Origin of the sequence: Spirosoma aerolatum (assembly GCF_002056795.1) — a bacterium.
GTDB classification, from domain to species: domain Bacteria; phylum Bacteroidota; class Bacteroidia; order Cytophagales; family Spirosomataceae; genus Spirosoma; species Spirosoma aerolatum.
Genome location: NZ_CP020104.1, coordinates 5,025,891 through 5,042,736, shown reverse-complemented (window position 1 = coordinate 5,042,736; position 16,846 = coordinate 5,025,891). Strand labels below are relative to the sequence as shown.

Genomic DNA, 16,846 nt, shown 5'->3' with positions numbered 1-16,846 from the left:
GCGTGGGGCTTGGTGCAGGGATAATCGGAAAAATGCTTCCCTGCTCCAACCCCCACGCTCCAGGCTCCAGGCTGTGAACCCTAAACGGCTTCACCCGTGTTATACCCACCAATACAAGTTAAGTTATGCAACCTACAATTCATGCAACAACCGTAGTTGGCATTCGGCACAACGGCCATGTGGCCCTGGGTGCCGATGGGCAGGCTACTATGGGAAATACTATTGCCAAGAGTAATGTTCGAAAAGTTCGGGTATTAATGGGAGGGAAAGTGCTGGCGGGTTTTGCTGGGTCAACCGCCGATGCCTTTACGCTCATTGAGCGTTTTGAAGAGAAATTGAATGCGTACGGAGGCAATCTGAAGCGGGCAGCTATCGAACTGGCAAAAGATTGGCGTACAGACCGCTATTTGCGAAAGCTTGAAGCTATGCTCATCGTTGCATCGAAAGACGATCTTCTTATTGTATCAGGCACAGGCGATGTGATCGAGCCCGATAGCGATATTGCTGCCATTGGTTCTGGTGGCATGTACGCCCAATCGGCGGCTATTGCCCTGAAAAAGCATGCTTCAGACCTGTCTGCCGAGGAGATGGTTCGGGAAAGTCTGCATATTGCAGCCGATGTATGCATCTATACAAACCATAATTTGGTGGTTGAATCGTTATAGGGTAGTAGAATCATTGGAATGTAAAAACAAGCGAAGCGTGGCAATGTATTTGCAATACATTGTTATATGTTTATCATTTCACAAGTCCTGACCCTATTCCTTACATTTGCTACATGAGAATTCTGACGTTATGAAGATTGCACCACAGTTTGGTCCCAGACTTATGAATCGGCGAATAGCCCTGGGATTCATTGTAGCTATGGTATTGATTGCGTCGGGGTTTATAATCTCGTTTTACAGCTATAATAAACATGGGGAGGATACGCAGCGGGTCCGTCATACGTATGAAGTGACAGGAACGCTTGAGCGAATCTTGTCATTAGTCAAGGATCTGGAAGCAGGCTCACGAGGATACCTGATCACCAATGATACATCCTACCTGCAACCCTATCATAAGGCAGTTAGTCAATTGCCAGTTGAGCTTAAAAAGCTGAAAGAGTTAAGCACCGACAATCGACTTCAACAGCACCGTCAACAAGTGCTGGCCGAGCTAATTAGCGATAAGCTAGCGGCTACGCAGGTTCGAATCGGAACGAGCATGGCCGATAAAGCAAATCTGGCTATAAGTGCGCAAAACAAGCGACTTATGAATATCATTCGGCAGCATGTGTCGATTATGGTCGAGACAGAGCAGTCGTTGATGGAGATGCGGAATAACCTGGCTGTCCGTTCGTTTCGGAATACCTTGACTGTGATTTTTTTGCTGTCGTTGCTAACGTTTATGGTGTTGGTCATTTCATACCGATTGCTCGAGCAGGAACTAATTCGTCGTCAGGAAACGGAAGACCAGCTACGTGAGTATGAGAATCAATTGAAAGGGCAAATCCGGCAACTTGAAACATCGAATGAAGAGTTGGAACGATTTGCATTCGTGGCCAGTCACGATTTGCAGGAGCCGCTACGAAAAATTCAGTCCTTTGCGAATTTGATTACAGATCGCTACAGCAGTTTGTTCGATGCGGATAGCCTTATGTTTATGAGTAAGATTTCGCATTCGGCTGAGCGTATGTCGAAACTGATAAAGGATTTATTAAATTTCTCGCGAATATCGAATCATCAGGAAGGCTTTAAATCCGTATCGCTGGCCGATATTGTGCAGCGGATTCTCGACGACCAGGAATTGCGGATCAAGGGCTTGGATGTGCAGCTTGAGGTGGGTGAATTGCCTACGATTCAGGCCGTGCCCAGCCAAATGGACCATCTTTTTAACAATTTGATTTCGAATGCGCTTAAATTTACCAGACCCGATGTTCGGCCTCTGCTTCGGATCATGGCGCATCCAGTTCAAGGGGAAGCCTATCCTGAACTAATTCCAGACAGGCCTTATTTTGAAATCACTATTGAAGACAACGGGATAGGGTTTGAGGAGAAATATTTAGATCACATCTTTAAAGTTTTTCAACGATTGCATGGCAAAACCGCTTTCGAAGGTACTGGTATCGGGCTAGCCATTTGTAAACGGGTTGTTATGCGCCATCACGGCATTATCACAGCACGGAGTCAACCAAACGAGGGAACCACATTTGTGGTTGTTTTACCAGAAAGCCAATTACTACAACATTATGACAGACCAACTTCAGCCGAAACCTATTCATATACTACTGGTCGATGACGACGAAGACGATCGTTATTTAACACGTGAAGCTTTTCATCAGCATTACCCAGCTAGTCGTATTTCGTTTGCTGAAGACGGGGAAGACTTGCTGGATTTTCTGAACTATAGTGGTCGGTATGCCGGATCAACGCACACGATTCCTGAGTTGATTCTGCTGGACCTGAATATGCCCCGCAAAGATGGGCGTGAAGTGTTACGTGAAATTAAGTCAAGCGACCAGTTTAAGCATATTCCAATCATTGTTCTGACAACCTCTGATGCCAAAGAGGATATTGAAACGTCGTACTTTAACGGTGCCAATAGTTTCATTACCAAACCTTCGACGTTTCAGCGCCTGAGTGAAGTTACTAAAGCCATTGGTCAATATTGGTTCAGTATCGTAACCGTTTGCGAACACCCTGAGTTTTAATGAATAGTTGAAGTGTTAAAGTGTTAAAGTAGAAAACAGACCTAAGTGAACCATGTTTACACTTTAACACACTAGAGTATGTTTTGGTAGATTAGTTTAGATTTTCTCTATCTTTTGAAATCACCGTCACTACGTTTGCCACCATTAATATTCAATAGCTCGCAGTGTAATGCGGGGTGTGGGGTAAATTTCAATAAATCGGCTAATGCCATCACTACCAGCCTGACCTAAGTATTTTCCCTTATAAATCAGCGAGAACATATCCTGGTCGAAGGCGTTTTGACCTGTTAAAACTACGTCGACATTGGAGTAGGTATAGGTAAATTTAGTTTTGCCTGATGTGCCCATTACGGTAATATTAATCAGGTCAGGACTGATTTCAGTGACCTGAATCGTACCTGTAGGATTGTTGTCGGAAAGATTGGCTGTTGAATACTGATCCAGTTGATAACTACCCGCAGTGGCCTGGGCGATACTGGGACGTACGTAGTGTCCACAGCCAATGACCAACAATAAAATTGGCAAAGCAAAGCTGCTACAAAGTCTTTTGACGGAAAAACCGGACATGACGCTATTGATGGTTGAGTGGTTAATCTAGATAGATACCCAAATGTAGGGGATTATTAAGTAAAAATACGGATAGTTTGTTCTCTGGCTATAGGCAAATTCAAGGCAAGGCTAACGTCCTAGCCCCACCACCTGGAAATTTGTAATATTTTACAGCGGCTCACTCAGTTATCGGCTTATCTCAGGGCGATCTACAACTTTTTGATTTGGAGCGCTATTTTTACTTTATATTACCTTTACCGGCAAAATTTTCTGCTAATTGGGCCTTTATATAGGCTTTTCGCTAGTAGAAACGAGTATTGAGCGCATTTGCTATCTGAGTATTTCAGGTATCAGGTAGTAGTGAATCATACTGTTGTCATCGAGTGGGACAGCAACTACCAGGATTCTTTTTTCAAAACGAATCAATGCAGTATCGTCAATTAGGGCAGACGGACTTGGTCGTATCACAACTAAGTTTCGGAGCCTCTCCATTAGGGAATGTGTTTAACGATGTTACCGAAGACGAAAGTATCCGTGCCGTTCATGCGGCCATCGATCAGGGCATTAATTTCTTCGATGTAGCCCCCTTCTATGGTGATACACTGGCTGAAACACGGTTGGGTAAAGCGCTGAAAAACAAACGTAATTCCGTTTTTCTAGCCACAAAGTGTTGCCGATATGGCAATGGTGTATTCGATTTTTCCTACGAACGGGTTTTACGGAGCATCGACGAATCTCTAGAACGGTTACAGGTCAATTACGTGGATTTACTGACTGTCCACGATATTGAATTTGGCGATCGGCAACAGGTACTGAACGAGGCTATTCCGGCAGCTCTGAAGGTAAAAGCCATGGGTAAAGCGCGTTATGTCGGATTTTCGGGCTTACCCGTCCGGTATCTGGCGCAGATAGCCCGGCAAGTAGAGGTCGATGCGGTCCTTTCCTGGGGCCATTATACCTTGCTGGAAGATGAAATCAATGACGAGCTAGTACCTCTTTCCATCGAAAAAGGATTTGGCCTGATGAATGCCGCTCCACTGATGCAGCGGATTTTGTCGGATGCTCCGATTCCACCCTGGCAAAGTTCTCCGCCGGAAGTGAAAGCCATACAGCCCAAACTAATCGCTTTATGTCGTGAATATGGTCTGGTATTGAGCGATGTAGCGTTGAACTATGCGGTGCGTCACCCGGTAATTGCAACCACCATTGTCGGTATGTCGGAGCAACATCAGGTCGAGCAGAACTTGCGGGCGTTGGACATTCACGTTCCCGACGAATTACTGCAACGCGTTGAGAAGCTGGTCGCTCCGGTAAAAAATCAGATGTGGTTTGAAGGAAAACCGGAAAATAATATCCCTAAATCGAACAGTCAAGATGAATAAACAACCTGCTTTGGTGCTGGTGGAACCTGGAAAAACCGAAATACGCGAGATCGATATTCCCACCCCCGGCCCGGAGGATGTATTATTGGAAGTGAATAAGGTAGGTTTCTGCGGGGGCGATCTCAACGGTTTTCGGGGGCTGTTCGAATTGCAGGAATATCCGAACGTATTGGGCCACGAAGTGGGGGCTACTGTGCTGGAAACAGGTAACCAGGTGCCGGGGCAGTACCAGCCGGGTATGCGGGTTACCTTAAATCCGTATCTGAATTGTGGCGTTTGCCTTTCCTGCCGCAAAGGGCGGCCCAATGCCTGTCAGGACAACAAAACGATGGGTGTCCGTCGACCCGGTGCGATGACCCGATTGATCAGCGTTCCTTGGCAAAAACTACATAGTTCGGCTACATTGTCGGTCAGGGAGTTGGCGCTGGTTGAGCCGCTGACGGTAGGTTTTCATGCCGTGAGCCGGGGCCGGGTCGTAGCGGGCGAAAGAGTGGCGGTTATCGGTTGCGGTATTGTGGGTATGGGTGCTGTGGCAGCTGCGGTTCATCGAGGGGCTGAGGTGATTGCCATCGACATCGACGATGCTAAAATGCGAACAGCGAGCCTGGCCGGAGCGGCTCATACCATCAACACAAGCCGCGTCGATCTGCACGAAGCGCTGACGGAAATTACCGATGGAGACGGTCCTGATGTAATTATCGAAGCTGTCGGACATCCGGCTACTTACCGGGCCGCCGTCGATGAGGTGGCCTACACGGGGCGCGTGGTTTATATTGGCTATGCAAAAAAGCCCGTTGATTACAACACGGGTACATTCGTTCGAAAAGAAATCGAAATTCTGGGCTCCCGCAATTGCCTGAGCGAATTTCCGGAGGTGATCGAGTACCTGGAAGCGGGTAAATTTCCAGTCGATGCGGTGATTAGCCGGATGGTTTCGCTGGATGAAGCGGGGGCTGCTCTGGCAGACTGGTCAGCTAATCCAGGACCAATCACGAAAATTATGGTCAATTTTGATCCCATAGCGAATTGATGAAATCCTGTGTTACTATTGCGCTGGTTCCTGCCATCAAAACGGGCCCCTGGATTTACTGGAATGATCTGGAAACGAGTATGGCCAAAGCGGCTGCCTTAGGTTTCGATGCCGTTGAGTTATTTACGCCCGCTGCCGATACCGTTAGTTCCAGTCAGTTAACGGATTTACTGGGTCGATTTGACCTGAAGATAGCGGCTGTAGGAACTGGAGCGGGAAAAGTCCTGCATGGATTAACGCTGACTGACCCTGATCCGCAGATTCGCGCCCACGCGGTAGCCTTCATTGCCGCTATGATGTCGTTCGGGGCAACTGTTGGCGCCCCAGCCATTATCGGCTCTATGCAGGGAAACATAGCACCGGGCGTAGAAAAAGAGCAGGCACTTCATTGGCTGGCAGATGGGTTATATCAGCTAGGTAATCATGCCGAAACGCTGGGTGTGAAGCTAATTTACGAACCACTGAACCGCTACGAAACCAACCTGATCAATGACCTCAGCACGGGAGTTGAGTTTATCCGCTCCCTAACTACCAATCAGGTCGTGTTGCTGGCTGATCTGTTTCACATGAACATTGAAGAGCGATCGTTGCCTGAGAGCATCCGCAAAGCGGGGTCGTACATTGGCCATGTTCACTTTGCCGATAGCAACCGACGACCTATTGGATTTGGGCACACCGCCATGGACGAAGTGGCCATTGCCCTCAAAGAAATTGGCTATACGGGGTATATTTCGGCGGAAGCGTTTCCTTTTCCAGATTCTGATCAGGCGGCCCGGCAAACCATCCGGTCATTCAAAGCCTATTTTGGCTAATTTCATTTTTTACAAATTAGTAATTACTTAACAAGTAAGCTCCATGCAACGATTCTGTCTGGCACTCGACCTGAAAGATGATCCTGAACTGATTCGTGAATACGAACAGTGGCACGCCAAAGGGAGCGGTTGGCCAGAAGTACGGGCCAATGACCTGAAAGCCGGTATTCAGGACCTTCAGATTTATCGAACCGGTAACAGGATGTTTATGATCCTGGAAACGGATGATGCGTTTAGCTTTGAAAAGAAACGGGAGCTGGACGCTGACAATCCGCATGTGCAGGAGTGGGAGCGTCTGATGTGGCGGTTTCAGCAGCCCTTGCCCTGGGCCAAAGAAGGCGAAAAATGGGTGTTGATGGATCAGATTTTTCAGTTTGAGAAAGAAGCGTAGTCCTCAAGCATTACTGGATTCGTTTAGTTATTGAGAATTTTGCAGTTACGTATAGTTTAAATGTCAATTGGTGTCATTAAATAGCTTATTCGTAATATACAACAAGTTGCGGGGCAACTATGACACGGTATTTGCTCTTTTAAGAGAAGTAGAATATAGACATACAACATCAATAAAAAGCAGACTAAGTGTTATGGTCTGCTTTTTTTCTGTGGGGCATAATTGTCAAGATATCATCCTGATTAATGGGGTGGCCGAAGCGCCATGCCAATTAGTCCTATTCCACATGGCACATCTAGTAGGACTCGTACTCAAAATTTAAGGTTCCCATCACAATTCGATCCGGGAATCCAGCTCGGAAAGCCGTTCGGCTGGTAGGTAACCCAAGATTGTTATATGTGTAGACAAAATCATAATACCCATCAGAGGTGGGATTGTTCTGGTTCAATGACATCAGATTGGCAATCCCGTCATTCTTGGCCGGATAAACGAAAACCGATACCGGAGAGATGGTTACGGGGTCGAGATTGAGGGTCGCAATAGGCATAATAATGCCATAGAAGGGATTGACCTTTGTATCGTAGGTGAAGTTGAATTCGCTCACCTGACCCGTCGGCAAAAAGGTTATCCGAGCCGTTGTTAGATTTTTGTTGGTATAAGTAAATTGGGTCGTAAACTGGTTGAACTGATACCCATTAAAGCTCTCAACAGAGTTGCCAACAATTTGATTAGCCGTATTATAAGTAGGCTTGCAGATGAAATTAAGACTATCTACCGCGTTGTTGGTATATCGGATTTCGGTAATTTGGTTACCTGTCCCATAGCTGAAAGTATAGCTATCGGTTTTAGTTCTGGGCGGGTCCGGGGTTAGGTGAGTCTGGATGGTTCGCTGGAGTTGAGTGAGTTTATTCTGATTGTCATACACATAGGACGTATACTCCAGACGAGCCGTGTCTTTTCGGTAGGTTTTGATGTTACTCAATCGCCCTTGGCCATCATAAATAAACTCGCTTATTAACTGGTTGCTACCAATTACTTCGGTTAGTGTTTTTAGACGGAGTCGATTAGGTGCCAGGCCCGGAAATCGGTGGTCGCTACAGGCAACAAGTAGCGAAATGAGCAATAAGCTGCTCATAATTAAACGGATAGAGTAGGTCTTCATGATGATAATAGAATCAAAAAAGGTTAGTTGATCCTTGATGGTGGATTACCGCACCTCCACTAGCGGCAGCCTTACCGGGATTTCGACTGCAAAGAAGACCTGTTGAAAGCTAATCGTATATGATGGTAGTCAGGTGAACAGATGATAATGGCCAGTACTGTCAGGGTGGCCCGATGGGTAGTTCAGGCCTACAACTTTACCTGCTGGCAATCCTTGGTTCGGGCAAGTGATGTTCTAAAGTGATGCAGGGCTTGCTGATAGTGGCGTAACAAACGGTCTTTACGCACCCCCCGTTTTAGTTGACGCTGGGTTGTCCAGATCAGTCGCTGCATCTGATCGTGGCATTCCTGTAGATGAGCGATCCGGCTTTGCTGGATTTCCTGGGCCCGTTGAAGCCAGTCTCTCTGAGCGGGTTTCTGAAGCCAATCGTTGGGTTGAATCAGCAATTGTTGCCAATCCTGCTCAAGGTCTCCCAGGGATTTGGAGAAGGGAGATCCGTCGAAGATGCAAACCGGCAAGTCTATAACACCGTACTCATCCAGGTAGCGTACTCTTCGTAGTTGGTCGCCCTTATGTGTCAGTGTGTTGATGATGTCCAGACCTGATCCCAGCGACACTCCACTGAATGAAAACGTACGTTCCCCCTGCTCCTGCGTGTATAGATTGACTAGAAATGGCATTTTAATTCGTTTGAATTTAGAATGAAATTTGAGTAGGAGGGAGAATGGCTGTTTCCCACCAGTACGTATGAAAGCAGCGAAACAGACTCTCCCATGCTGAAGGAGTTGTGGGCTTAACCAAATAAGAAGCAACTCCCAGCTGGTAGGCAGTCTCTATATCTTGCTGACTCACAGATATACTGAGCAGAATGATTGGTATAAGGCTACAGGGGAGGGCCATAGCTTTGATTTGCCGAAGAAACTGCCAGCCTTCCTGGGCAGTCGGTAAATACAAATCTAGTAGGATCAATTTAGGTAACTCCCATTCCTGATAGGTCCACTCCTGGAGTAAAGACAACCCCTCCTGAGCAGTAGTTACGCGCTGTAAGGTTGCCTGAGGAAGCAGCCGGGCCAGGACCTGCTTCATGACTAGCCAATGGTCATCATTATCTTCAATTAATAGAAGTTTAGCCTGTTGAGTTGTTGGCTTTGAAAAGAGGCCCGAACGGGTAGGTGACATCCGTTGAATGAATTTAAATATGTTGTAGTAAATCTACAATATATCATGGAATATCAAACCGATCTGTCCACCCATCGATTGAATAAACTCTGTGGAAATGGCCAGACCTAACCCTATGCCACTGACCTGGCCATTGAGGCTGGGGGCTTTGAAATACTGATCAAACAAGCAAACGCGGTGTGCGGGTTGTAAGCCTGGACCATAATCCCGAACCATGAATTCTACTTCATTATCCAGTTGATTAACAGCAATGTCGATCGTTGCTTGTTCGGGACTGTCCCGAACGGCATTCGACAGGAAGTTAATCAGTACCTAAGAGGCTTTATCCAAATCCGCTTTTACGATCGGATGCCGACAGCGCAAACTGAATTTGTTTCTGCTCGGCCTGCGTTCGGAGGTCTGCCATGGCCGTTTGGACCATCTCTAATGGTTTAACCGACTGAATGTGGAGTTCGATCTACCCCGACTCAACCTGAACCATATTCAGAATGTCGCCGGTCAGACGAAGCAAGCGGTCGGCGTTTTCTTCAACAGCGATTCGGCTTGCACTTTACTTCGTACTTCCGCGATGGCTTCGGCAACATCAGCGGAGAGAACCGTCACGAAAAGGAACTTGCCCAATGATATTGCCAGCAACACGGTGATACCGTAGGTAACAATAACCCCCATCCATTCGGTAGTCATTGTGTAGTTTGAGTTAGAATTTTTCGGGTTTAATCAGGACGTAGAGTATGTAGGCAAAAACCAGAAGTGCTACAATAAAGACGAGCGTAATCATGATAGTCCGGTGAACCGGTGTTTAGGTTAAATGTGTTCGAACCAGTCGATGGCTTTGTAGAAAAAGATAAAGCAAAGGATGGCAGTCACAATCAGCAGCAGGAGCGTTCCCATAAAAGACCTGTTTGGTTTCGGTATCAGATGGTCCAAACCTATGCCAAAGTTCCTGGTGTTAACAGGTGTTATTTAGTAAGTTGTTGATTTTTAGTCTATTGTGTTTCGGGCCGTTGGTTTTTGGGAAAAAGCAGGTATTAAAAAGCTTTCCATTTTGAAAGGCAACTTTTCTATTTTGGAAGAGTAAGTCAGACTGCATGTACCTGACGTTGGGCGACAGACCTTTGCCTAATTTGAGCAGTATATATGAATATAAATAAATCCGTATTGTATATATTTGACTAAGCCAAAACCATCTTGTCGGGCTATTGGCTGTAAGGGCTTAAACAGAGTTCGCTATGCTTAAGAAATTTTTACCGCTCGTTATTAGTGTACATGTATACGTTCCTGCTGCGTTAGGAGGGGCAATACCGTTTCAACCAGACATGCATACGTCTGTCGTACTGAGTTTTCACGAAACGGCTGAGTCCGGGCCTTTCTTGTTGATTGAGGGGCAGATTCGGCACGAAGAGCTACTGGATGCGAAAATGACGGCAGAAGAATACCTGAAAACAACGACACGCGATCCGTCGAGTCTGGAAATTATTCGGGAAGACGCTGATTTTGGCCGGGTCGATCCCAGACGCGCCTATATCATTGTCCGGGTGAAGTACAGAGCTAAAAATAATCTGGGTAGCTTAAGTATAAACGAAAAGGTGTTTGTGTTTGATAACAAACTGAATCTGAAGAGTGTACAGGCTATTTAAACACCCCATCCATAAACTGAACGAGCTATTTTCTCTCGGCTCAAAAAGTTGATTGGTCAAATGCCTCATCTTCCAGCCGCTGTCGATAGTCAATGGCCATCATCATGAACTGCAGTTCTGATTTAGTGCGAATGGCCGGGGCAAAATCATAAAAGAAAAAGGTACTGTCTTCCGCCAGCAATCGGCCTGCTACACCTTTATAGGTGTATCCCGATTTCCGATTCGGCAGTTTTACAAATCCCAGCGATAGGAGTAAATCGTGATTGATTTCCATTACTCATCCTGGCGTGACCAGGAATGTTATTGGTGAATTGGGCGAAAAGAGTAAGGGAAAATAGGCCGCTGCGAGCTTGGAAAGGGCAATCCCGATAAAGATTAACGTTTTAATGGGTTAAAATCCCGATTAAGATTACCTGATTTGGCTCTTTTGGGGGGCATTTTGTTTTTTGTCGGGTTGGATTTTGACCACTAAATGCCGACGTTTACCGCCGTTTCTTTTCCAAGTTTATTCTGCTCATGAACGATTCAAAACTGGCGGGGCTATTCCCGACCGACGATCAAATTCCAGCCGAGTATCGAATTGAACCCATCCATCAGCGTGAGTACCTGATCAACGGTGAAATGCGACAGTGGGACGGCCCAGTGTCGGAGGTATATTCGCCCATTTGCATTCCCGGAGCCGACGGCACCTTAGAACGAAAACTGGTCGGCAGCTTCCCCGTGACGGGTGAAAAAGAAGCCCTTGCGGCTCTGGATGCTGCCGTGGCCGCTTATGACAATGGCCGGGGCGAATGGCCACAAATGGGCGTAGCCGACCGGATTGCCTGCATGGAAACGTTTGTGGGCAAAATGCTGGAGCAGCGCAAGCTGGTTGTCAATCTGATTATGTGGGAAATTGGCAAAAATCTGGCCGACGCGACCAAAGAGTTCGATCGAACAGTAAAGTACATTTACGATACCATCGATACGCTCAAAAATATGGATCGCAACTCGTCGCGGTTTCGGATTGAGGAGGGTATTATTGGGCAGGTCCGTCGGTCGCCCCTGGGCGTTGTCCTGGCCATGGGACCGTTCAACTATCCCTTAAATGAGACGTATACAACGCTGATCCCGGCTATTTTGATGGGGAATACTATTCTGTTCAAAACGCCCAAGCATGGTTCACTACTGCATTATCCACTGCTTGAAGCGTTCCGTACCAGCTTCCCTAAAGGCGTGGTAAATTCATTGTATGGGCGTGGAGCCAATGTGGTGCCACCCGTAATGCAGTCCGGTAAAGTGAATGTGCTGACCCTGATCGGCTCCAGCCGCGTAGCCGACGAACTGCAACGGCAGCACCCTAAACTGAATCGGCTCCGGTCCATCATGAGTCTGGATGCCAAAAATGCAGCGATCATTCTACCGGATGCCGATCTGGATGTTGCGGTGAGTGAGTGTTTACTCGGAACGCTATCCTTCAACGGTCAACGGTGTACAGCTATCAAGATTATCTGGGCGCACGAGTCAATTGTCGACGAATTTCTGAAACGATTTAGCCCTGCCGTCAGTAAACTGAAACCAGGTATGCCCTGGACAGCCGGTACTCAGATAACACCATTACCCGAACCCAATAAGACCCAGTATCTGGCCGACATCATTGCCGATGCCCAGGCTGGTGGGGCTTCTATCGTTAATGAAGGTGGGGGCGAAACCGAAGCGTCGCTATTCCGACCTGCTGTGGTGTATCCTGTTCGCGAGGGGATGCGGCTATATCGGGAAGAACAGTTTGGCCCTGTCATTCCCGTTGTGGCTTACAGGGACGAAGAAGAATTTATCCAGTACCTCATCACCGACGATCACGGTATGCAGGCCAGTATTTTCGGAACCGATACCGACGCCATTGCCAAACTAATCGACCCGTTGGTGAATCTGGTAAGCCGGGTAAATATCAATGCCCAATGTCAGCGCGGGCCCGATACGTTCCCCTTTACAGGCCGAAAAGATTCGGCCGAGGGTACGCTCTCCGTTGAAGATGCGCTACGGTCGTTTTCCATTCGGTCGGCAGTGGCTACAAAAGATACTGGAACCAATAAGACTATTCTGAACGATATTGTGCGTGGACACAAATCCGAATTCTTAAGTACAAACTTTATTTTTTGATGTCCTATAGCCTGAGCGGCCACGTTCGGGGATGTCAAATCAGTTTTAACCCGGACGTGGCCGTCCGGGCTATATACAATTGCTCACTGCCACTAAACTTACGAAAACATACGCGGAGGTCGCTGCCGTCCGTCAGGTTTCGCTGACGCTGGAACCCGGTCGAATTATGGCACTGGTTGGTGCCAGTGGTTCAGGCAAAAGTACCCTGCTTAACCTATTAGCTGGCCTGTCGGACGCCGATGCGGGTGAAGTCTGGTTGAATGGACAACGAGTCGTGGGACCGTCGGAGAAGTTGGTAGCTGGGCACGACGATATCCGGCTGGTGCATCAGGAGTACCAGCTTATGCCGAATGTATCGGTTCGGGAAAATATTGCCTACGCCCTGCGCTTTTTCGAAAAAGCCTACCGCGATTTTCGCGTAGATCAGTTGCTAAAGCTTTGTCGCCTGATCGAGGTGCAGGACCGGATACCGCGTCAGGTGTCGGGTGGCGAAAAGCAACGTACAGCCATTGCCCGCGCTATTGCCGATAAACCCGCCGTTCTGCTGCTGGATGAGCCCTTTAGCCATCTCGATTTACCCAATCGGCTCATTGTTCGGGAACTGCTTTTCGATCTGGTTCGTCATGAACAGACGTCCTGTCTGTTTGTAACCCACGATGCGTCCGACGCGCTTTCTCTAGCCGATACGCTCGGTATTTTGCGCGATGGAAAGCTTGTTCAGTTAGGGACACCTAAAGTCGTATATCATCAACCCGCTACAGCCTATGCGGCACGTATGACGGGGTTAGCAAACATCTTCAAAGCAAAATATTTACCGGCATTTGGCCTGCCAGAGCCGCGACAGACAGAAGAGCTGATTTGCTTGCGCCCTGAGGAGGTTCGACTCGATGAACTGGGAACCCCTGGAACGATACGAGCCGTCTTTTTCAAGGGAAGTCATTACGAGCTGGATGTGCAGGTGGCGCGCTATCTGTCGCTTCGCCTGCTAACGAGCCGCGATGATCTACAGGTCAATCAGCAAATTAGGATCTCCTTTGATCCCAAGGCGATCTGGTGGCTCAAAAGCTAATTTTCAATAACTATTCTGATTAAGTGCGGTTATTAAACCAGGCCAGTAGCGGTGCCGGAGGTATTAATTAACTCGTATGTAGTATGAATCGTCAGGATAATTTGCAGGACCTTGATCAGGATATAAAAACCGGAACGAAAACCGTTCTGGTTGGCGAGAAGACTGAAGGCGTCGAACCGACAGGTGTCGACGATCAATCGACGGGTATGGGCGATGGAGACAGTGACTATTTAGGAAAAACGAACAAAAAGAACGAGGAAAACGACTAAGATAAAAAAGGGAAAAGGAAGACGTGCACGTCTTCCTTTTCCCTTTTTTATTCTCTACTGGTTATAACAGCCTTTTGATCAATTGCTCGACCGAGATGCCTTCGGCTTCAGCCTTGAAGTTCCGAACCACCCTGTGACGAAGAATTGGTAGGGCTACGGCTTTTACATCTTCAATATCGGGCGAGTATTTGCCATTGAGCAGGGCATTGCATTTAGAGGCCAGAATCAATGCCTGCGATGCCCGTGGGCCTGCGCCCCATTCAAGGTATTGGTTCGCATCGGAAGAGGCCATTTCGGTGTTCGGGCGCGTCTTGTGCACAAGCTTAACCGCATATTCAACCACATTATCGACAACGGGCACCCGACGTACAAGGTGCTGGAACTCCCGAATTTCTTCGCCGGTAATGACTCGTTTTACCTCATTCTGCCGATCAGAGGTCGTGTTTTTTACGATGTCCAGCTCCGATTGATAGGATGGGTAATCCAGGTAAATATTGAACATAAACCGGTCCAACTGCGCTTCAGGAAGCGGATAGGTTCCTTCCTGTTCAATTGGGTTCTGGGTAGCCAGTACGAAGAAGGGGCGACCCAGGTTATATTTTTGTCCGGCAATGGTAACCGCGTATTCCTGCATGGCTTCGAGCAGAGCCGACTGGGTTTTAGGCGGAGTCCGGTTGATCTCATCGGCCAGAATAATATTGGCAAAAACGGGGCCTTTGATGAATTTGAAGTTACGTTCCTGATCAAGCGTTTCCGAGCCCAGAATATCCGATGGCATGAGGTCAGGTGTAAACTGAATACGGTTAAAGTCAAGGTCGAGGGCGCTGGCGATGGTTTGGATCAACAGTGTTTTAGCCAGCCCCGGAACACCAACCAGCAAACAGTGTCCCTGACAAAAGATGGCCGTTAACAGCAGACGGACGGTTTCATCTTGCCCGATAACGACTTTGGAGATTTCACTTTTGAGCTTTTGATACGAGTTGGTAAGGGCTTCGGCAGCCGCAACGTCCGATGAGTAAGGCACAGGTATAAAAGTTAGTTTTGAATGATAGAATGATTGAATTGTTGCAGTAAGGTCATTAGTTAACAATTCAATCATTCAAAATTAATTTCCACCAGTACTGGCTGCACTATTTTGGGTTGTGCCGAAGATTCGACAGCCATGAAATTCCGGGTCGATCGTAATATACACGTCAGCAATCGATTTGCGGAACCAGTCGTCGATAGCCCGGTTTTTCTTATTTTGAAGCACAATGGTTTGTAGCTTTTCAAAATCTTTCGTGTAGTCGGCCGTATGGGGGGCAATCTTACTTTTATAATACAACAACCGTACCGCACTTTTGCCATCTTCGGTCCGATAAGGTAGCGGCTTCGAGATAGCTCCTACCTGCATGGTGTCGAGCATCTGGAATAGGGCATATTCCATAGTGCCGTCCATCGCCAAACGGCTGGCCCCTGATTGCGGATCGCGAAGCAGTCCACCTGCATCGGCTGTGGATTTATCTTCCGAAAAATCTTTAGCGGCCTTGTCGAATTTCAGTGAGTCGATCTGAATCAGGTTCCGCAGACTATCGAGGTAGTGGGTTGGGCCTGTCAGGTCAAGGCGGTTGTAATCGGGGCGGAGCAGGATGTGCCGAGCGTGGTATTCGGCACCACGAGTTTCGATTAATTGAATCAGGTGAAGACCAAATTCCGATTCAACCACATCCGACATTTCGTTGGGTTTCAGTTTGAGCGCAGCTCCTTCGAAAGGAGCCACCATCATCCCCCGCTTGGCAAACCCTAAATCCCCATTGCGTTCGGCTGAGCTTACGTCTTCGGAGTTTTCTTTGGCCAGTTTGCCAAAATCTTCCCCATTTTCAACTCGTTTTTTCAGATCAAGCAGCCGTTGGCGTAAGGCTTCTTTTTGCTCTTTTGTCGGTTTGGCAAATCGGACAATCTGGCCAACTTCCACTTCGGCAGGCATGTAAGGAAGGCTGTCTTTGGGAATGCTATCGAAAAATTTACGAACCTCGCGGGGAGTGATCTTTACATCGTTCGTAATTTTCTGCTGCATTTTCTGGACGACCTTCTGATCTTTCACCTGCTGGCGTAGCTCGCTTTTCAGCATTTCCAGGCTTTTACCGTAGGCTTCAACGATATTTTTCTCGGACCCGAACTGCTGCACCATGTATTGCATACGGGTATCGAGTTCGTTGTCCACAATTTTGTCATCTACCACAACCGAGTCGATCTCTGCTTTGGCCAGCATCATTTTATTGATCACCAGACTTTCGAGCAACTGGCATTTCTGCGGAGGGGTCTGATTTTGTCCGACATACGACTGGTAAGCCTCTTCGAGGTCGGAGCGCAGCACATAGTAATTATCGACTTTGGCGATTATTTTATTAAGGCTTAAGCCCTGTCCCTGCCCAAAGGATGGAGCTGTCAGGAAAAAGCCTGTCAAAATAAGAAGCACACTGTTGATTACTTTTTTCATAATCTCAAATATACGCACAGAACCGCTATAGGCCTGTGTTTTAAGAAAAATTAAGGGTG

General features: G+C 47.5%; 21 protein-coding genes. 11 read left to right on the top strand and 10 right to left on the bottom strand.

Annotated features, from left to right (window positions below):
• The first annotated feature begins 125 nt into the window (after positions 1-125).
• From hslV to B5M13_RS20935, 3 genes are all read left to right on the top strand, one after another.
• Complete coding sequence (gene hslV / locus B5M13_RS20945) at positions 126-665, top strand: ATP-dependent protease subunit HslV (protein WP_080057510.1); 540 nt, start codon at positions 126-128, stop codon at positions 663-665.
• Between the two features lie 130 nt (positions 666-795).
• Positions 796-2,277: a sensor histidine kinase gene (locus B5M13_RS20940; RefSeq protein ID WP_245859415.1), complete on the top strand. Its 1,482-nt coding sequence runs from the start codon at positions 796-798 to the stop codon at positions 2,275-2,277.
• Positions 2,228-2,689 (top strand): response regulator, encoded by a 462-nt coding sequence (locus B5M13_RS20935; RefSeq protein ID WP_080057509.1) that lies wholly within the window; start codon positions 2,228-2,230, stop codon positions 2,687-2,689. The genes B5M13_RS20940 and B5M13_RS20935 overlap by 50 nt, the downstream gene beginning before the upstream one ends.
• Positions 2,690-2,833: 144 nt before the next feature.
• Here B5M13_RS20935 and B5M13_RS20930 read toward each other — a convergent pair whose 3' ends face one another.
• A complete protein-coding gene (locus B5M13_RS20930) occupies positions 2,834-3,256 on the bottom strand; it encodes a hypothetical protein (RefSeq protein ID WP_080057508.1) in 423 nt (140 codons plus the stop codon).
• Between the two features lie 407 nt (positions 3,257-3,663).
• Between B5M13_RS20930 and B5M13_RS20925 the strand changes: the two genes are divergently transcribed.
• From B5M13_RS20925 to B5M13_RS20910, 4 genes are read left to right on the top strand one after another with little or no spacing between them, the layout of a single operon-like run.
• The gene (locus B5M13_RS20925) at positions 3,664-4,620 is read left to right on the top strand and encodes an aldo/keto reductase (protein WP_080057507.1); all 957 of its coding nucleotides are present in this window, start codon (positions 3,664-3,666) and stop codon (positions 4,618-4,620) included.
• Positions 4,613-5,650: a zinc-binding alcohol dehydrogenase family protein gene (locus B5M13_RS20920; RefSeq protein WP_080057506.1), complete on the top strand. Its 1,038-nt coding sequence runs from the start codon at positions 4,613-4,615 to the stop codon at positions 5,648-5,650. Before B5M13_RS20925 ends, B5M13_RS20920 begins: the two co-directional genes overlap by 8 nt.
• On the top strand, positions 5,650-6,462 hold the full coding sequence (locus B5M13_RS20915; RefSeq protein ID WP_080057505.1) for a sugar phosphate isomerase/epimerase family protein: 813 nt from the start codon (positions 5,650-5,652) through the stop codon (positions 6,460-6,462). Before B5M13_RS20920 ends, B5M13_RS20915 begins: the two co-directional genes overlap by 1 nt.
• Before the next feature lie 43 nt (positions 6,463-6,505).
• Positions 6,506-6,853, top strand: a complete 348-nt coding sequence (locus B5M13_RS20910) for an L-rhamnose mutarotase (RefSeq protein ID WP_080057504.1) — start codon at positions 6,506-6,508, stop codon at positions 6,851-6,853.
• A gap of 295 nt (positions 6,854-7,148) precedes the next feature.
• On the opposite strand, the gene B5M13_RS20905 is transcribed toward B5M13_RS20910, so the two are convergent.
• The 6 genes from B5M13_RS20905 to B5M13_RS20880 form a co-directional block, all read right to left on the bottom strand.
• Positions 7,149-8,015: a hypothetical protein gene (locus B5M13_RS20905; RefSeq protein ID WP_155297310.1), complete on the bottom strand. Its 867-nt coding sequence runs from the start codon at positions 8,013-8,015 to the stop codon at positions 7,149-7,151.
• Between the two features lie 188 nt (positions 8,016-8,203).
• Positions 8,204-8,695, bottom strand: coding sequence for a hypothetical protein (locus B5M13_RS20900; RefSeq protein WP_080057502.1), 492 nt, complete (start codon positions 8,693-8,695; stop codon positions 8,204-8,206).
• Positions 8,696-8,711: 16 nt separating this feature from the next.
• A complete protein-coding gene (locus B5M13_RS20895; protein WP_080057501.1) occupies positions 8,712-9,194 on the bottom strand; it encodes a response regulator in 483 nt (160 codons plus the stop codon).
• A gap of 33 nt (positions 9,195-9,227) precedes the next feature.
• Positions 9,228-9,446 (bottom strand): ATP-binding protein, encoded by a 219-nt coding sequence (locus B5M13_RS34220; protein ID WP_245860089.1) that lies wholly within the window; start codon positions 9,444-9,446, stop codon positions 9,228-9,230.
• A gap of 246 nt (positions 9,447-9,692) precedes the next feature.
• Positions 9,693-9,878 (bottom strand): hypothetical protein, encoded by a 186-nt coding sequence (locus tag B5M13_RS20885; RefSeq protein WP_080057500.1) that lies wholly within the window; start codon positions 9,876-9,878, stop codon positions 9,693-9,695.
• Between the two features lie 13 nt (positions 9,879-9,891).
• Entirely contained in the window at positions 9,892-9,972 is an 81-nt protein-coding gene (locus B5M13_RS20880; protein ID WP_080057499.1) for a potassium-transporting ATPase subunit F, read from the bottom strand.
• A 451-nt stretch (positions 9,973-10,423) separates the two neighbouring features.
• Between B5M13_RS20880 and B5M13_RS20875 the strand changes: the two genes are divergently transcribed.
• Positions 10,424-10,831 (top strand): hypothetical protein, encoded by a 408-nt coding sequence (locus B5M13_RS20875; protein WP_080057498.1) that lies wholly within the window; start codon positions 10,424-10,426, stop codon positions 10,829-10,831.
• A 40-nt stretch (positions 10,832-10,871) separates the two neighbouring features.
• On the opposite strand, the gene B5M13_RS20870 is transcribed toward B5M13_RS20875, so the two are convergent.
• On the bottom strand, positions 10,872-11,105 hold the full coding sequence (locus B5M13_RS20870; RefSeq protein WP_080057497.1) for a hypothetical protein: 234 nt from the start codon (positions 11,103-11,105) through the stop codon (positions 10,872-10,874).
• 242 nt (positions 11,106-11,347) lie between these two features.
• Between B5M13_RS20870 and B5M13_RS20865 the strand changes: the two genes are divergently transcribed.
• From B5M13_RS20865 to B5M13_RS20855, 3 genes are all read left to right on the top strand, one after another.
• Complete coding sequence (locus B5M13_RS20865; RefSeq protein WP_080057496.1) at positions 11,348-12,970, top strand: NADP-dependent glyceraldehyde-3-phosphate dehydrogenase; 1,623 nt, start codon at positions 11,348-11,350, stop codon at positions 12,968-12,970.
• A gap of 79 nt (positions 12,971-13,049) precedes the next feature.
• Positions 13,050-14,039, top strand: a complete 990-nt coding sequence (locus tag B5M13_RS20860) for an ABC transporter ATP-binding protein (RefSeq protein WP_080057495.1) — start codon at positions 13,050-13,052, stop codon at positions 14,037-14,039.
• Between the two features lie 83 nt (positions 14,040-14,122).
• Positions 14,123-14,308: a hypothetical protein gene (locus B5M13_RS20855; RefSeq protein ID WP_080057494.1), complete on the top strand. Its 186-nt coding sequence runs from the start codon at positions 14,123-14,125 to the stop codon at positions 14,306-14,308.
• A gap of 61 nt (positions 14,309-14,369) precedes the next feature.
• Here B5M13_RS20855 and B5M13_RS20850 read toward each other — a convergent pair whose 3' ends face one another.
• Both B5M13_RS20850 and B5M13_RS20845 read right to left on the bottom strand, forming a co-directional pair.
• Positions 14,370-15,332: an AAA family ATPase gene (locus B5M13_RS20850; protein ID WP_080060016.1), complete on the bottom strand. Its 963-nt coding sequence runs from the start codon at positions 15,330-15,332 to the stop codon at positions 14,370-14,372.
• A gap of 81 nt (positions 15,333-15,413) precedes the next feature.
• Positions 15,414-16,787: a peptidylprolyl isomerase gene (locus tag B5M13_RS20845; protein ID WP_080057493.1), complete on the bottom strand. Its 1,374-nt coding sequence runs from the start codon at positions 16,785-16,787 to the stop codon at positions 15,414-15,416.
• Between the last annotated feature and the right edge of the window lie 59 nt (positions 16,788-16,846).

What these genes read in the sequence shown, in the direction of transcription:
- hslV (WP_080057510.1), top strand. Translation starts at nt 126, where the DNA reads ATGCAACCTACAATTCATGCAACAACCGTAGTTGGCATTCGGCACAAC.
- B5M13_RS20940 (WP_245859415.1), top strand. Translation starts at nt 796, where the DNA reads ATGAAGATTGCACCACAGTTTGGTCCCAGACTTATGAATCGGCGAATA.
- B5M13_RS20935 (WP_080057509.1), top strand. Translation starts at nt 2,228, where the DNA reads ATGACAGACCAACTTCAGCCGAAACCTATTCATATACTACTGGTCGAT.
- B5M13_RS20930 (WP_080057508.1), bottom strand. Translation starts at nt 3,256, where the DNA reads ATGTCCGGTTTTTCCGTCAAAAGACTTTGTAGCAGCTTTGCTTTGCCA.
- B5M13_RS20925 (WP_080057507.1), top strand. Translation starts at nt 3,664, where the DNA reads ATGCAGTATCGTCAATTAGGGCAGACGGACTTGGTCGTATCACAACTA.
- B5M13_RS20920 (WP_080057506.1), top strand. Translation starts at nt 4,613, where the DNA reads ATGAATAAACAACCTGCTTTGGTGCTGGTGGAACCTGGAAAAACCGAA.
- B5M13_RS20915 (WP_080057505.1), top strand. Translation starts at nt 5,650, where the DNA reads ATGAAATCCTGTGTTACTATTGCGCTGGTTCCTGCCATCAAAACGGGC.
- B5M13_RS20910 (WP_080057504.1), top strand. Translation starts at nt 6,506, where the DNA reads ATGCAACGATTCTGTCTGGCACTCGACCTGAAAGATGATCCTGAACTG.
- B5M13_RS20905 (WP_155297310.1), bottom strand. Translation starts at nt 8,015, where the DNA reads ATGAAGACCTACTCTATCCGTTTAATTATGAGCAGCTTATTGCTCATT.
- B5M13_RS20900 (WP_080057502.1), bottom strand. Translation starts at nt 8,695, where the DNA reads ATGCCATTTCTAGTCAATCTATACACGCAGGAGCAGGGGGAACGTACG.
- B5M13_RS20895 (WP_080057501.1), bottom strand. Translation starts at nt 9,194, where the DNA reads ATGTCACCTACCCGTTCGGGCCTCTTTTCAAAGCCAACAACTCAACAG.
- B5M13_RS20885 (WP_080057500.1), bottom strand. Translation starts at nt 9,878, where the DNA reads ATGACTACCGAATGGATGGGGGTTATTGTTACCTACGGTATCACCGTG.
- B5M13_RS20880 (WP_080057499.1), bottom strand. Translation starts at nt 9,972, where the DNA reads ATGATTACGCTCGTCTTTATTGTAGCACTTCTGGTTTTTGCCTACATA.
- B5M13_RS20875 (WP_080057498.1), top strand. Translation starts at nt 10,424, where the DNA reads ATGCTTAAGAAATTTTTACCGCTCGTTATTAGTGTACATGTATACGTT.
- B5M13_RS20870 (WP_080057497.1), bottom strand. Translation starts at nt 11,105, where the DNA reads ATGGAAATCAATCACGATTTACTCCTATCGCTGGGATTTGTAAAACTG.
- B5M13_RS20865 (WP_080057496.1), top strand. Translation starts at nt 11,348, where the DNA reads ATGAACGATTCAAAACTGGCGGGGCTATTCCCGACCGACGATCAAATT.
- B5M13_RS20855 (WP_080057494.1), top strand. Translation starts at nt 14,123, where the DNA reads ATGAATCGTCAGGATAATTTGCAGGACCTTGATCAGGATATAAAAACC.
- B5M13_RS20845 (WP_080057493.1), bottom strand. Translation starts at nt 16,787, where the DNA reads ATGAAAAAAGTAATCAACAGTGTGCTTCTTATTTTGACAGGCTTTTTC.